We start from the raw sequence: 12,787 nt of genomic DNA, 5'->3' as shown, positions 1-12,787 counted from the left end.
GCGCTTTCCATTGGCTTTTCGGGAACCATACGGCACCGCATGCAGTCTAAAAAATCATGAGCTTTCTTCACGTTCTGCGCACCCCAGGGCATCAACGAAGCGTTATCCTGCGCCGCGTAACCGCCGCGGTCTTGCTCGTGGCCGCAGCGGCGAGCGCACTCGCCTCTACCCGCGAGCAGCCTCGCGTGGTGGTTATGGCGCGTGACGTCGCCGCCGGGGAAACGCTAGCGCTGAGCGATGTCTCCGTGGCACGCGTCCCCTCCTCTGCTCTGCCCGCCACGGCGTTGGGGAGCAACCCGGACGATGCAGTAGGGCGTGTTCTGGTGGCAGCGGCTAGCACCGGTGAGATCCTCACCAGCACTCGGCTCCTCAGCTCGGATCTCATCGCGGATTTCGGGATGGAGGACGGCCACCTCATCCCCCTTACTCTGGCTGAGCCGGAAATTGCCCGAAACCTCCATCACGGCGATACAGTCAATATCGTCAGCACGGACGATGGCAGCGATGACATTTCTGCTCCCACTCGCGGCTCGACAATTGCGCGGGGTGCACGCGTCGTATCGGTGGGCACTGGCGAAGATGATGCGCGCACGCACACACTCCTCGTCGCCCTCCCTGCTGAGGCGGCCGAAGCCGTCGCGGCCGCTTCTCTTGCACAGCCGCTCACGGTCGTCATCGTGGGCGATCGTGCCCACAGTTAGCGTGAGCTGTGAGAATCGACGCGTTTTTATAAAAAGGTTGTTAGAGAATGTTGCCATGACACGCAAACTCTGCCTACTATATCCACATCCACTCAGGCGCTATAGTTTTTGCGTCATTCCTGCCCCATATTTTGGCGGCAACGCATGCCTTGAACGCTCAACAGTGGTCTTCTCTACTCCAGTAATTCCCCGCTTCTTGTTTAGTAAGCACTCCTACGTTTCAAGCCAAGATTCCCTCTCTACCCGGCCCCTTCTGGTTCCATTCCTGCTGGGCGCCATCCACTTGAACAACACGAGAACGCTCACCACGCGCACTGCAACGCAGGCGCGAGACTGAAGAAGCACGTACTTCCGCAGAAAAGGACACATTTCCATGCTCAAGGGCTTTAAAGATTTCATTATGCGCGGCAACGTCATCGAGCTGGCCGTAGCCGTCATCATCGGTGGAGCTTTCACCGCGATCGTTACCTCCGTCACCGATAGCCTTATCCAGCCGCTGATCAACTCCTTCGGTTCCCCGGAGGTTGCCGGCTTGGGCTTCCAGATCACCGACAACCCGAAGACCTTCGTTGACTTCGGCGCCGTAATCACCGCAATCATCAACTTCCTGATCATTGCCGCCGTGGTCTACTTCGGCATCATCGCCCCGATCAACGCCATCACCGAGCGCGCCAAGCGCCGCCAGGGTGTGGACCCGGAGGAGCCGGCTCCGACCACCGAGCAGCTGCTCGCCGAGATCCGCGACCTGATCGCTGCCGAGAACGGTGGCACCACCACCAACAAGCCGGGCTCCAACTTCTAAGTCAGAAGCGCCTAGCTTAAATCCCGCAGAGCCGGCATTGTGCCAAAGCTCTGCGGGATTTTCTTATTACTCTTTACATATCGCCCATTCCTCTGTGCTACTGCGTGGTGCCAAAATGCGGCGGCATATTCTCTCGGTAGAAGGCCTCACCGGTGGCATCATCGTCACCGCCGGGGCCCTGTGTGTCCCCGTCGAAATTCACGGTGCGCAGTTCGTCGCTACCCGCAGCAGCTGAAGCAGGCGTATGCGATGCCGGCCCGCTGGGGACATCGAAGCTGCGGTCATAATTCTCGGCGGTCGACGGGCGCTGCACTCGACGACGTCGCGGACGCGGGGAGCGTGGCGTGGGTTCGGTCATTAGACGCTGGATTTCTGCAGCTGATCAACGAGGTGATGCACCAACGGCGTCAAAGTGGCCATGCCATCGCGCACCGCCGCGCGGGACGACGCGACGTTAACGATGACCGTTGACCCAGACACTCCCGAAATACCGCGGGAGGTGCACGCATCCACCGCGCCACAAGCCTGGCCGGAAGAGCGCAACGCTTGCGCTACGCCCGGAACCATTTGGTCCAGCACCGCGCGGGTTGCCTCCGGGGTCTTATCACGCGGGCCGACTCCCGTGCCGCCAATCGTGAGCACCAGGTCTACTCCCCCGACCACGCCGGTTTCGATAGCCTGCCGGATCTTGGACTTCTTCGAGCGGACGATCACTGCACCGTCAACGGTGAACTCGGCTTCAGCCAGCAATTCACCGGCCAAGCGCGATGTGTCCTGGGCCGCTTCATCCGGGTGATCGGTGACGATCACAACGAGCGCGCGGCGCGGCGCTTGAACGCTTTGCTCTTGTTCGCTGGCAATGAGGAAGGCGTCATCGGGTTCGGTAACATCATCGAGTTCGCGTGAGGCATCGCGCCCCAACAGCTCGGTTGCGTCGGTGTTGTCTGCCACGGAGGTTCTCCTTAAAGGTGGGACGGAATCTTCCGGAAGTAGTTTCTTGAAAAGGTGTCAGGGTGCGAGGTTCACGCGGTGCTGGCGCACCGCCCAAGTATTTGTAAACTTACTCGCTTGCCAGCGTTACCTCTACCTTTCTCGCATCTTCACTGTCGCGACTCTTCACCTCGAGAGTGACGGTTGCACCAAACTCCTGGGAACGGGTTGCCGCGATCAGGGCATCAGAGCTTTCAATGAGGCGCTCATTAACGCGGGTGACCACGTCACCGGACTTCAGCCCTGCCTTATCAGCCGGGCTATCAGGTTCCACGTCGACGATTTCTGCGCCTTGGGTCTCGCTCTGCGCGCGAACCTTAACGCCCAAGGTGGGGTGCTTGACCCTGCCGTTATTGATGAGCTCATCGGCCATGCGCTTGGCAAAGTTCGAAGGAATTGCAAATCCCAAACCAATGGAACCGCCTTCGGAACTCGAGCCCCTCGACAGCGAGGCAATCATCGAGTTCATGCCAATGATGTTGCCCTCCATGTCCACCAAGGGGCCACCGGAGTTACCGGGGTTTACGGCTGCGTCGGTCTGAATAGCGTCGATCAGCGAGGACTCCCCGCCTTCCTGCGAGGCACGAACAGGGCGGTTCTTGGCTGACACAATTCCCGACGTTACCGTTGCGTTGAGCCCCAGCGGGGAACCAACGGCGACTACTTCTTGCCCCACTGCAGCAGCGTCCGAATCCCCAAACTGAAGGTAGGGCAGGTCATTGGCATCATCAATCTTGATGACGCCAACATCCGTCGTCGCATCCGACGCAACAAATGTAGCGCTATGACGCGAGCCGTCATTCATTGTCACCTCTAGGCGCCCTCCTTGGTCCGCACCGGCAACCACGTGGTGGTTGGTCAGCACATAGCCATCCGGGGAAATGATGGATCCGGAGCCCTCAGCACCACCCGAGCGGGTTATGGAGTAAATGGAGACCACTGCCGGGAGAACCTTCGACGCTACTTCTTCCACAGAGCCATCAGCCGGCTCTTGGCCGGTGCTATTTGCCACTGGCTGACGTTCCAATACTTCGTTAACGGTCGAAGTAGAAGACTTGTCCTTGCCCGCCGCGCCGACCACCGCACCGGTGACACCGCCAGCAGCGACGGCTGCGACGAGCATCATTGCCAGCGCAGTGCCCAGACCTACTTTGCGCTTATTCTTCTGATCGCGGCCCGGCTGCACGCCGTGCACGCCCGCCCCTTGTTGTCCTGCATAAGGCTGCGTCGGATTCTGCAACTGCTGGCTGCTCTGATTGGGTTGGCCGAAGCCGTAGCTCGCTCCGCCATAAGGCGCTTGCGCGCCGTAGGGAGCCTGGGAGGGTTGAGCACCAAATAAAGATCGGTTCCCCTGCCCCTGCTGGCCCCCATAAGGTGCCGGCCTGCCAGACTCCCACGAGTTAGTGCGCGGTTGATTCCAACCATTCGATTCGCTTCCCGCCGAAGATGCCTCGCCGCGCTGTTGTGCCTGCCCCCGCCCATCAGAGTTCTGCGGGTTATCCATGGGATTATCCATGTTCGAATTCCTCATATTCATGTCAGGTAGTGTGCTCTTTCAAGCTGGTGCGCATCTGTCTCTGCTCTGCCAGTGTGCTAGGAAAAGCTGTACGTTTCCTGTGCGTGCTGAACTGGGGTGATCCACCGCACGTTAACCTTGATTGAACCACCGCTCGGCAAAGATTCTGCCGCGGTCATTGTGGTTCTCCGAATGATCTCCGGAAGTCTCCTGCGGCTGTCCCGTCGCTTGTTGCGCAGTGGTCGAATCGAACTGAAACTCATTCGGATGCTCTTCCAGACCGTCCACCATGGCATCACCCTCGGTGGGATGCCCCGGCAGGATGACTTCCATGCGCGTTCCCCCATCTGCAGATTCCTTGATGGTGATGTCACCGTTGTGCCGCTCGATCACGGATTTCACGATGGCTAACCCCAACCCAGATCCCGGCATCGCTCGGGCCTCCGCGGAACGGTAGAAGCGCTCAAAGACCTTGTCGCGTTCCTCCGGGGCAATACCCGGGCCCGAGTCATCGACGCGCAGGCGCACCTTATCCTCGGCTACCTGCCGCATCGATACGCGCACGGTGCCCGTCGCCGGAGACCACTTCGCGGCATTGTCCATGAGATTAAGCGTGGCGCGGCCCAAGGCAAATGGATCCCCGTCGAGGACCCACGGGATAAACCGCACGCGGAAGTCGACGTCGGGGCGGCGGCGCTTAGCTCGGTTGAGAGAATGCTCCAAAACCTCGTGCAGCTCCACCGGCTCGGGTTCCTTTTCGGTGGCATCTTCACGCGCCAAATCCACGAGGTCACCAATCAAAGTCGACAGCTCGGACATCTGCGCCATCACGTCTTCTTCCAAATCGCGCCGGTCCTCTTCACTGATACCGAAACCGCCACCGGACTTGTTCAGCATCATGAGGAGCTCAATGGTGGTCCGCATGGACGTCAGCGGCGTTTTGAGCTCGTGTCCGGCATCGGCCACGAATTGTGATTGCTGCACACGCGCGTGTTGGAGTGCGGACAGCATTCGGTTGAAGGACACCGTCAGCTGCGACATCTCATCGTTGCTCTCTACTGCAATCGGGCGCAGATCATTGGTTTGCGTCACATAATCAGCCGCGCGCTTCAAACGAGCGATGGGTTCCATACCAGTCTTGGACACCACCAGGCCGGCAAAGACGGACAGCAAAACGCCAAAGGCCACGATGATAAGCAAAGCTGAGCCCACCGCGGAGACAATGTCTTCGGTAGGCCCCAAGTCCTTGGCCAGGACTACCGTCGCACCGCCTTCTTGGTACTTGGCCAGTACGCGCTCCCCTCCCAAAGTGCGGATGGAGCTTTCCATGGTGTCCCCATCCGACTTGAAGTCACCACCCACGGGCAATGCATCACCGTAGGAAAACGCAACCGCAGGCGGAGAGATGGAGACCCGAGTCGAGGGGTTATAGAGCTTAAATGTCGCGATCTCTTGATCGATATTCTCTACAAAGGCCGGGTCCTGAGCTTGCTGCATCAGCACATCCGCTTGTTGCATGATCTGCTTATCGACGCTCGCCGTCATCGACGCTGCAACCAACCAGTAGGTCACAAAAGTCATTACTGCTACCGCAACGGCAACAACGACACCGGTAACTAGAGAAAGGCGCCACCGAAGCGGCGCCCGCGAAGCCCAGCCGCGACGACCTGAGAGGCCCAACCGCGCAGTGGTATCTAGGGCTTCAGAAGGCACCGCGTCGGGCGCGGGCCTCCGCAGAATCACGCGATAGCCTCCCTCATGACGTAGCCAACGCCACGCACGGTGTGGATAAGACGCGGCTCGCCACTTTCTTCAGTCTTCTTACGGAGATAACCGATGTAGACCTCAAGAGCGTTTCCGGAGGTCGGGAAATCATAGCCCCATACCTCTTCCAGGATGGTATTGCGGGAGAGCACCTTGCGGGGGTTCTCCATGAGCAGGCGCAGCAGGGCAAACTCAGTGCGGGTCAGAGAAATCTGACGCTCGCCGCGGGTCACCTCACGCGTATCGGCATCGAGCTTGAGGTCCTCAAAGCTCAACTGAGTTTCGACCGGCTGCTTCTTAGCTATCGACTCCGCAGCGGCGCGGCGGACCAAGGAACGCACGCGGGCTAGCAACTCTTCCAGAGCGAAGGGCTTGGGCAGATAGTCATCGGCGCCGGCGTCAAGACCCGCAACGCGGTCAGACACTCCGTCGCGAGCCGTCAATACCAGAATGGGGCGGTCCCAACCTTCGCTGCGCAGGGTGCGGCAGACCTCCAGACCGTCCATGTTCGGCATCATCACATCGAGGATGAGAAGCTCTGGGTGCTCACTGTGCACCATCTCGACAGCCTGTACGCCATCAGCGGCCAATATGACCTCGTAGCCATTAAACTTCAGAGAGCGGCGGAGCGATTCGCGTACAGCCTGCTCGTCATCGACGACAAGAATTTTCATAATCTCAATTATGTCCTATCGGGGTCGTATTCACGAAGTAGAACCCAGTTTGTCGCCCCCTAATATTCACCCGTTAAGCACCACAATGGCCTACACGCGCGCCAAACAATTGGCCTACGCTGCACAAACCGTGGACACGACAACAAAAGGAAAAATTTCTCGCATATTAAAAATCCCCGCGAACTCACATAAAAATGTGAATTCGCGGGGCAACAGTCACGACCCTAAGACCTCAACGCTACAAGCGCCTCAGAACTTAGAACTGCTCGACGTCTACCAGGCCAAGCTTGGCAGCCTTAACCAGGCGGCGCGGAATGCGCACGGTCTGGCCGTCGATGGTGACTTCCTGGAGGGCGACATTGTCAGCCTTCCACTGGGAACGGCGAGAGTGGGTGTTCGCGCGGGACTTCTTAAACTTAGGAGTTGCCATCTTCTTCTATCCTCCTTACGCGTTCTTCTTCTTGCGGCGAGCCATTGCACCGAAGCGCTGGTTGAACTTCTCAACACGGCCAGCGGTATCCATAACGCGCTGCGCACCGGTCCAGAACGGGTGGGACTCAGCGGTCACGTCAACGACGATGAGCGGGTACTCGTTGCCGTCTTCCCACTCAACGGTGCGATCGGAGGTAGCGGTGGACTTGGTCAGGAAGGAGTGGCCGGTACCGGCGTCCTTAAAGACCACCGGGTGGTAATCCGGGTGGATGTCTTTCTTCATATGTCGATTCCCTCAGGGTTGAACTACGGGTCGGTTCCTTCCGCAACGCTTCCCTATTCGCACTATCGCGCGCCGTCGCTATGACGGCGCCCGATGACAACTGGGAGCGTGAAAGGATCGTGCCCGAGTTGGGTCTCTATACTTACAAAATTGTGCGGCTCGCGCCGACAACTCGAAATATCCTACAGGCCAGCGGCATTAAAATCGAAATCGCCGCAGGACGCAGCCCGCAGGGTGGGGTGTGAAAATCCCCCTCCTACTCCCCCGCCTGTACCTTTACCACGGAACAGCGGTCGGTTACACACAGATATCAAGCGCCAAAGCCCGCCAATATTTCAGCGGTGATTAGGTTCTACAGTCCGTGGCATGTAAGATTTCCCCTTGCTGTTGTCAAAGTAATCGTTTTACGCCCTCATCAACTGGTGTTCAACGGATATACGCCTCCTGCTCAACCTCACTTTTCGAGCGCCGCGCCTCACCGCGGAATAGGTACTCCGTTAGTCGCTTTCGATGTGGGCGGCTAGGAGAAAGAAGACCCATGTCGGCTATTTGCCAGGTAACGGGCCGCAAGCCGGAATTCGGCAAGCAGGTCTCGCACTCGCACCGCCGCACCTCGCGCCGTTGGAACCCCAACGTGCAGCGTCGTCGGTACTACCTGCCCTCTGAGGGCCGTACCATCACCCTGACCGTTTCCACCAAGGGCATGAAGATCATCGACCGCGATGGCATCGAGTCCGTCGTGGCTAAGATTCGCGCACGTGGGGAGAAGATCTAAAGATGGCACGTAATGACATCCGTCCAATCATCAAACTGAAGTCCACTGCGGGCACCGGTTACACCTACGTGACCCGTAAGAACAAGCGCAACAACCCGGATCGCATCACCTTGAAGAAGTTCGATCCGATCGTCCGCAAGCACGTCGAATTCCGCGAGGAGCGATAATTTATGGCTAAGAAGTCAAAGATCGCCAAGAACGAGCAGCGCAAGGAAATCGTCGCCCGCTACGCGGAGCGTCGCGCTGAGCTCAAGGCAATCATCAAGAACCCGAACACCCCGGACGAAGAGCGCCTCGAGGCGCAGTTCGAGCTGAACCGTCAGCCGCGCGACGCCGCCCGCGTCCGCGTCCGTAACCGCGACTCCGCTGATGGACGTCCGCGCGGTTACCTCCGCAAGTTCGGTCTGTCCCGTGTCCGTATGCGCGGCATGGCTCACCGTGGTGAGCTGCCGGGCGTTCGCAAGTCCAGCTGGTAAAGGGGTACCCATACAATGGCTGTCAAGCGTAATAATCACAAGAAGTTCCGTATGGAGCAGACCCGCCGCCCGAAGAAGAACCCGCTCAAGGCCGAGGGCATTGAGAAGGTTGACTACAAGGAGATCAAGACCCTGCGTCTGTTCATCTCCGACCGCGGCAAGATCCGCTCCCGTCGCGTCACCGGTCTGACCCCGCAGCAGCAGCGTCAGGTTGCTACTGCCGTCAAGAACGCACGCGAAATGGCTCTCCTGCCGTTCACGTCCCGCTAAACACTAGCTGGTTTCAACAGCGCACTTTTGCCGCTGTACTCGTGACACACTAGGACAGGACAAAAGAGCTTTTAGCCGCCGCCTACCTCCCCTGTTAAAAGGGGAAAGTAGGCGGCGGCTTTCGTTTTCCTACCAGCAACCTTGTGCGCCCGTATCCACCCTGCCATGTTCAGTGCGAGCGGACAGAGTGATAGATTGAAGGGCTAGAACGCCCCTGATGGAAAGGGAAATAAGGACCTTATGCCACTGCACGAATCTCTCACCGATCTCAGTGAACTCGCCACCCATTGTCATGCCCCTGCCCATGCCCGTGGCCTGCTGGAGGAGGCGCAGGACCTGCTGCGCAACGCCACGGCCCACCGCGGAGATGGAGTTGAGCTCGCTGCCTGGTTTTCTCGCGTGGTCACCGATATTGTCCGTTCTCCCGGTCTGGCGAGCCCTGTGCGGCTCACCGGCGCCGCTGCCCGCGGCGATCTTCTCCCCTCGCTCCCCATTACGTGGCTGGGCAAGGACGACCAGCTGGAGCAGATCATCACTGAAGCCGGCCTCCCCTGTGGCGCGGTGCAAGACCTAGCATCGGCGCATGCGGATGCCGGCCTCCCCCTTGGCGCGGGCGGCGAGGAGGAACTCTACGCCGCGGCAGTGTCGCAGCGGCCGGCACCGCTGAAACTCGTCGACGGTCTCCCCGACCGCTCTGCCGACGTGTCCATTCGCCTCTCCTTGCTCGCACCGGTGTCTGCCATCGCCCGCTGGGCAGCACCTGCGCCCCGCCCCACCCCAGACCGCCTTGCCATCGGCGTCGAGCGTGAACTTCTTACCTCCGCTGAAGCGGAGGGCCTGAGCCTAGCTTGGGGCACGGGCATCGCCCTAGAGTTGGGCCGGTGGTATGAGGGCGTCGATCAGCACAGCGTTGTGCTGGCTGATTTGCCGCCTTTGGACCGCACCGCCTACGGTTCGGCGTGCCGCACTGTCTCTGCTGCTATCGAATCCATCGTGACTAGGCACGGTAGTGTGGTTAGCTGTAGTGAAGACTAAGCTGTGACGATCGTCGTTCGCGGCGGGGTGTAGGATTACTAACTTGTCGTCAGTTATTACATGAATTTTATCGAAGGGAGTCCGCCTCATGGCAGGGAGCGTTGGCAGGCCACGGAAGAATAGTCCGCGCCGCCGGGGAAACACCGCGCGCGAGGAAATCCTGGATGCTTCATCCGAGCTCTTCACCACCCAGGGCTTCGCGACAACCTCCACGCACCAGATTGCCGATGCCGTCGGCATCCGGCAGGCCTCTCTGTACTACCACTTTCCTTCGAAGACGGATATCTTCCTCACTCTGCTCAATTCCACCATCGAGCCTTCGCTCGAACTCGCGGATGAGCTCGCAGCCTCAGACGCTGCACCGGCACAACGATTATGGTCACTAGTGGCCGCAGAGTCCCGCCTGCTGTTGACCTCGGCGTGGAATGTAGGCCGTCTGTATCAACTGCCGGTGGCGAACTCCCCGGAGTTCGGCGAATATCACGAGCAGCGCGACCGATTGAAGGAACACTTCCGCACTGCCGCAGCGGGGATTGTGGGCGAGGATGATCCGCGCCTCGAGCTCCCCTTCCACATCGCGCTTTCGGTCATCGAAATGCGCCCCAACGATGGCAACGCGCCATTTGATGCTTCGCAGCGCGTGCCGGAGCAGTCTGCCATGCTTGCCGACGCCGCCCTCGCAGTCCTCGGCGCCACCCCGCCTGAGAACGCCGAAGCGACCACGTTGGAGCTTCTCAAGAACCGCAACGACTCTATTTCCTCCGCTGCCGCTGCCGCGGCCGACCGGAAGAAGTCGTCTCGCTAACGGCCATAGCGTATGGCCTAGCGGCCGTGCCGGATGGCATAGTGCGCTAGGAAAGTCTTATAGGGCTTATATGCCTTTTCACCGTCTGCTCGGAGGTTATCCACAAGGCGGTCCATCTTGTGATTCGTCTTCTTTTCCGTCCACCCCAACTCCTCGGCGATCTCGCGGACCGAAGGGATATCAGCATCGGTCGAGCCCGGCTTCTTGAGGTAGCTGGCTAGCAGGCGCAGCAGCTCTTCTTGTTCATCATTGGGAACGTGGCGGGTGCGCGTGCGCTCCTCATCGACATCCTGCTCGCGTTTTGTGCGCCGCGAGTAGTTGCTGTTTTCCACGTCGATATACAACTCGTAGGGGCATTCGGGGGTCTCAAAGGTAATCCGCGACGGCCCCGGTGGTACAGCCGCTACTGAGCGAGGGCCCAAGTCGATGCGCGAAAACCCCGTGACACCGCGCAGCTCGATGCGCAATGGGATATGGCTGCCCACGTTGCAAATCATCCAGCCCTGTCCGCCGTACCACAGCTGAAACAGCTGGCGGTGCAGGCTGAGGTCCTCCTCGCCTACCCGGAAGTCACCGGCGCGGCCGACAATGACTTCTTGGCCCGGGGACATGACCATCACGCCGCCGATCAAATCATCAATACGCAGCCGCGGCCCCTGAGGAGCGTTCTGCTGTGGGAGTGGCTGTTGCGGGCTCATAGACACCTCCGTAGGGCTGGGAAACGTGCGCACATCGCCATTCATCTCGGCGAGGCGCCTTCAAACAATGTCTTTCAGTGTAGCGGCTCTCACTTTGGTTCCGCTCGCAAAGTTACTGTCCCACCCCGCTAGCGCTAGGCCACGATAGCCCACGTCACCACGAAGATGAGGATGATGACAACGACGGTCACCGTAATGATGAGGGCGTTTGAATTATCCTTCGCAGGCGGCTTGTGGTTTGCTCGCTGCGACGTGGAACGGCGTTGTACGGTGGACCCTGGCATCGCCGGCGTAACCGGTGCGGAGGGTGAGACAGTCCCCGAGGAGGCGATCGGGTTCGAAGGCGAGACGAAGCCAGTAGGCCTTGCTCGCTCCACGGACCCGAAGGACGCGGAGGGTTCCGGCCAGCGTTGGGAGGGTTGAGGATGCTGGCCAAACTGGCTCGGCTGACCGGCGCTTCCGGCATTTCGCGGCTGCTCCGGCCGTGGCGAAGGCTGCGGCGTGGGCGCGATACGCGGAGCATCGGCGGCGGGGGCCGCCGCACGCTGGGCGGGGCGGGTCTGGGAGACGTCGCCAAGCGCGGCAATGAAGTCCTTGGCCCGCGCATAGCGCTGCATGGGCACGCTGTTGAGCGCTTTGTTCAGTACGGTCTGCACTTCCGACACCACTCGGCTTGTGTCCCCTGCCAGGAGTTCGGCGAAGGCATCACTAGACAGATCCGGGATGCGCCGCTGCCCTTCCCACTCGCTGCGCGGCATCGTGTCCTTGAGGTGATGAAGAGTGAGCATCTCGAAGGCGATGAGCGCCAAGGAGTAGTCATCCGCGCGCGCCGACATATCATCATCGCCATAAGCATTGCCATTGTTCTCCGGGGCCAAGTACTTCTCAGTACCCACAATGTGACCGATTTTGGTCAGGCGCGATTGGCCCTCCTCAATGCTGATTCCGAAGTCACTCAGCACAGCCGGCGGCAAGCTGCCGGGGTTCTTGCGCAGCAGAATATTAGCGGGCTTGATGTCCCGATGCACCCACCCGGGATGCAACTCATGGTGCATATAATCCAGCGCCGAGGCAATTGGTTTGAGGTAATACACAACCTCAGCCACGCTAAATCCCCGGCCTTGGTGGGCCCGCTCACGGATAGCATGCCCCAAGGTTTTGCCGTCTATGAAGGCCATAACCATCACGTCATCTCCGCGCGGGGTGGACTCCTTGGAATAAAACTGAACTACCCCTGGGTGGCTGCCGATCTTGGTGAGTGCCTTCATTTCATTATGGAAACGGGCGCGGGAGGCTTCATCACGGACATCATCCAGCAGCACCTTGACGGCGAGTTCACGGGAAAGGTCCGGATCCGTGGCATGAAAGACCTGCCCCATGCCGCCTTCACCCAGCAGGTACACGTTGGTGTAGCGCTTCTGCTGGGTCAGCCATTGCACGAAGTAGGAATTAGTCACTGCCCCATTGGACCATATGCACTGGGCAGCATGATGTTGCCATGTCCCATCGCCCCCAAATGGAGGGTACTTAAGCGCGGTTCCGTCCAGTGCTGCAAGGCCGGTTATG

At 59.6% G+C, this 12,787-nt stretch carries 17 protein-coding genes; 8 read left to right on the top strand and 9 right to left on the bottom strand.

Annotated features, from left to right (window positions below; translation table 11 throughout):
• Positions 1-56 precede the first annotated feature (56 nt).
• Positions 57-701 carry an SAF domain-containing protein gene (locus tag CAURI_RS04390; protein WP_010187598.1) on the top strand — a complete coding sequence of 215 codons (645 nt, stop codon included), beginning with the start codon at positions 57-59 and terminating at the stop codon, positions 699-701.
• A 373-nt stretch (positions 702-1,074) separates the two neighbouring features.
• On the top strand, positions 1,075-1,503 hold the full coding sequence (gene mscL, locus CAURI_RS04385; RefSeq protein WP_010187600.1) for a large conductance mechanosensitive channel protein MscL: 429 nt from the start codon (positions 1,075-1,077) through the stop codon (positions 1,501-1,503).
• Between the two features lie 97 nt (positions 1,504-1,600).
• Here the strand turns inward: mscL and CAURI_RS04380 are convergent, their stop codons facing one another.
• The 7 genes from CAURI_RS04380 to CAURI_RS04350 form a co-directional block, all read right to left on the bottom strand.
• A complete protein-coding gene (locus tag CAURI_RS04380; RefSeq protein ID WP_012714940.1) occupies positions 1,601-1,861 on the bottom strand; it encodes a hypothetical protein in 261 nt (86 codons plus the stop codon).
• On the bottom strand, positions 1,861-2,454 hold the full coding sequence (locus CAURI_RS04375) for a MogA/MoaB family molybdenum cofactor biosynthesis protein (RefSeq protein ID WP_010187605.1): 594 nt from the start codon (positions 2,452-2,454) through the stop codon (positions 1,861-1,863). The genes CAURI_RS04380 and CAURI_RS04375 overlap by 1 nt, the downstream gene beginning before the upstream one ends.
• A gap of 109 nt (positions 2,455-2,563) precedes the next feature.
• Positions 2,564-4,030, bottom strand: coding sequence for a S1C family serine protease (locus CAURI_RS04370; protein ID WP_029158867.1), 1,467 nt, complete (start codon positions 4,028-4,030; stop codon positions 2,564-2,566).
• A gap of 111 nt (positions 4,031-4,141) precedes the next feature.
• Positions 4,142-5,590, bottom strand: a complete 1,449-nt coding sequence (locus CAURI_RS04365; RefSeq protein WP_100067409.1) for a sensor histidine kinase — start codon at positions 5,588-5,590, stop codon at positions 4,142-4,144.
• Positions 5,591-5,748: 158 nt separating this feature from the next.
• The gene (locus CAURI_RS04360; protein ID WP_010187613.1) at positions 5,749-6,447 is read right to left on the bottom strand and encodes a response regulator transcription factor; all 699 of its coding nucleotides are present in this window, start codon (positions 6,445-6,447) and stop codon (positions 5,749-5,751) included.
• 256 nt (positions 6,448-6,703) lie between these two features.
• The gene (gene rpmF / locus CAURI_RS04355) at positions 6,704-6,877 is read right to left on the bottom strand and encodes a 50S ribosomal protein L32 (RefSeq protein WP_010187615.1); all 174 of its coding nucleotides are present in this window, start codon (positions 6,875-6,877) and stop codon (positions 6,704-6,706) included.
• Between the two features lie 15 nt (positions 6,878-6,892).
• Complete coding sequence (locus CAURI_RS04350; protein ID WP_005530151.1) at positions 6,893-7,162, bottom strand: type B 50S ribosomal protein L31; 270 nt, start codon at positions 7,160-7,162, stop codon at positions 6,893-6,895.
• Between the two features lie 538 nt (positions 7,163-7,700).
• On the opposite strand from CAURI_RS04350, the gene rpmB reads away from it, so the two are divergent.
• The 6 genes from rpmB to CAURI_RS04320 all read left to right on the top strand — a co-directional run bounded on the left by rpmB (position 7,701) and on the right by CAURI_RS04320 (position 10,523).
• Positions 7,701-7,937, top strand: a complete 237-nt coding sequence (rpmB, locus tag CAURI_RS04345; RefSeq protein ID WP_010187623.1) for a 50S ribosomal protein L28 — start codon at positions 7,701-7,703, stop codon at positions 7,935-7,937.
• A 2-nt stretch (positions 7,938-7,939) separates the two neighbouring features.
• Positions 7,940-8,104, top strand: a complete 165-nt coding sequence (gene rpmG / locus CAURI_RS04340) for a 50S ribosomal protein L33 (RefSeq protein WP_010187624.1) — start codon at positions 7,940-7,942, stop codon at positions 8,102-8,104.
• Between the two features lie 3 nt (positions 8,105-8,107).
• Positions 8,108-8,413 carry a 30S ribosomal protein S14 gene (gene rpsN / locus CAURI_RS04335; RefSeq protein ID WP_010187625.1) on the top strand — a complete coding sequence of 102 codons (306 nt, stop codon included), beginning with the start codon at positions 8,108-8,110 and terminating at the stop codon, positions 8,411-8,413.
• 15 nt (positions 8,414-8,428) lie between these two features.
• A complete protein-coding gene (rpsR, locus tag CAURI_RS04330; RefSeq protein ID WP_010187626.1) occupies positions 8,429-8,683 on the top strand; it encodes a 30S ribosomal protein S18 in 255 nt (84 codons plus the stop codon).
• Positions 8,684-8,923: 240 nt separating this feature from the next.
• The gene (locus tag CAURI_RS04325; RefSeq protein ID WP_010187627.1) at positions 8,924-9,718 is read left to right on the top strand and encodes a hypothetical protein; all 795 of its coding nucleotides are present in this window, start codon (positions 8,924-8,926) and stop codon (positions 9,716-9,718) included.
• An 88-nt stretch (positions 9,719-9,806) separates the two neighbouring features.
• A complete protein-coding gene (locus CAURI_RS04320; RefSeq protein ID WP_010187629.1) occupies positions 9,807-10,523 on the top strand; it encodes a TetR/AcrR family transcriptional regulator in 717 nt (238 codons plus the stop codon).
• Positions 10,524-10,540: 17 nt separating this feature from the next.
• On the opposite strand, the gene CAURI_RS04315 is transcribed toward CAURI_RS04320, so the two are convergent.
• On the bottom strand, positions 10,541-11,221 hold the full coding sequence (locus CAURI_RS04315) for a DNA-binding response regulator (RefSeq protein WP_236660838.1): 681 nt from the start codon (positions 11,219-11,221) through the stop codon (positions 10,541-10,543).
• A gap of 134 nt (positions 11,222-11,355) precedes the next feature.
• Positions 11,356-12,678: a serine/threonine protein kinase gene (locus CAURI_RS04310; protein ID WP_010187633.1), complete on the bottom strand. Its 1,323-nt coding sequence runs from the start codon at positions 12,676-12,678 to the stop codon at positions 11,356-11,358.
• Positions 12,679-12,787 lie beyond the last annotated feature (109 nt).

It is taken from the genome of Corynebacterium aurimucosum ATCC 700975, assembly GCF_000022905.1.
GTDB lineage: Bacteria > Actinomycetota > Actinomycetes > Mycobacteriales > Mycobacteriaceae > Corynebacterium > Corynebacterium aurimucosum_F.
Note: the sequence above shows the minus strand (reverse complement) of the source record. Positions and strands in the feature narration are given on the sequence as shown.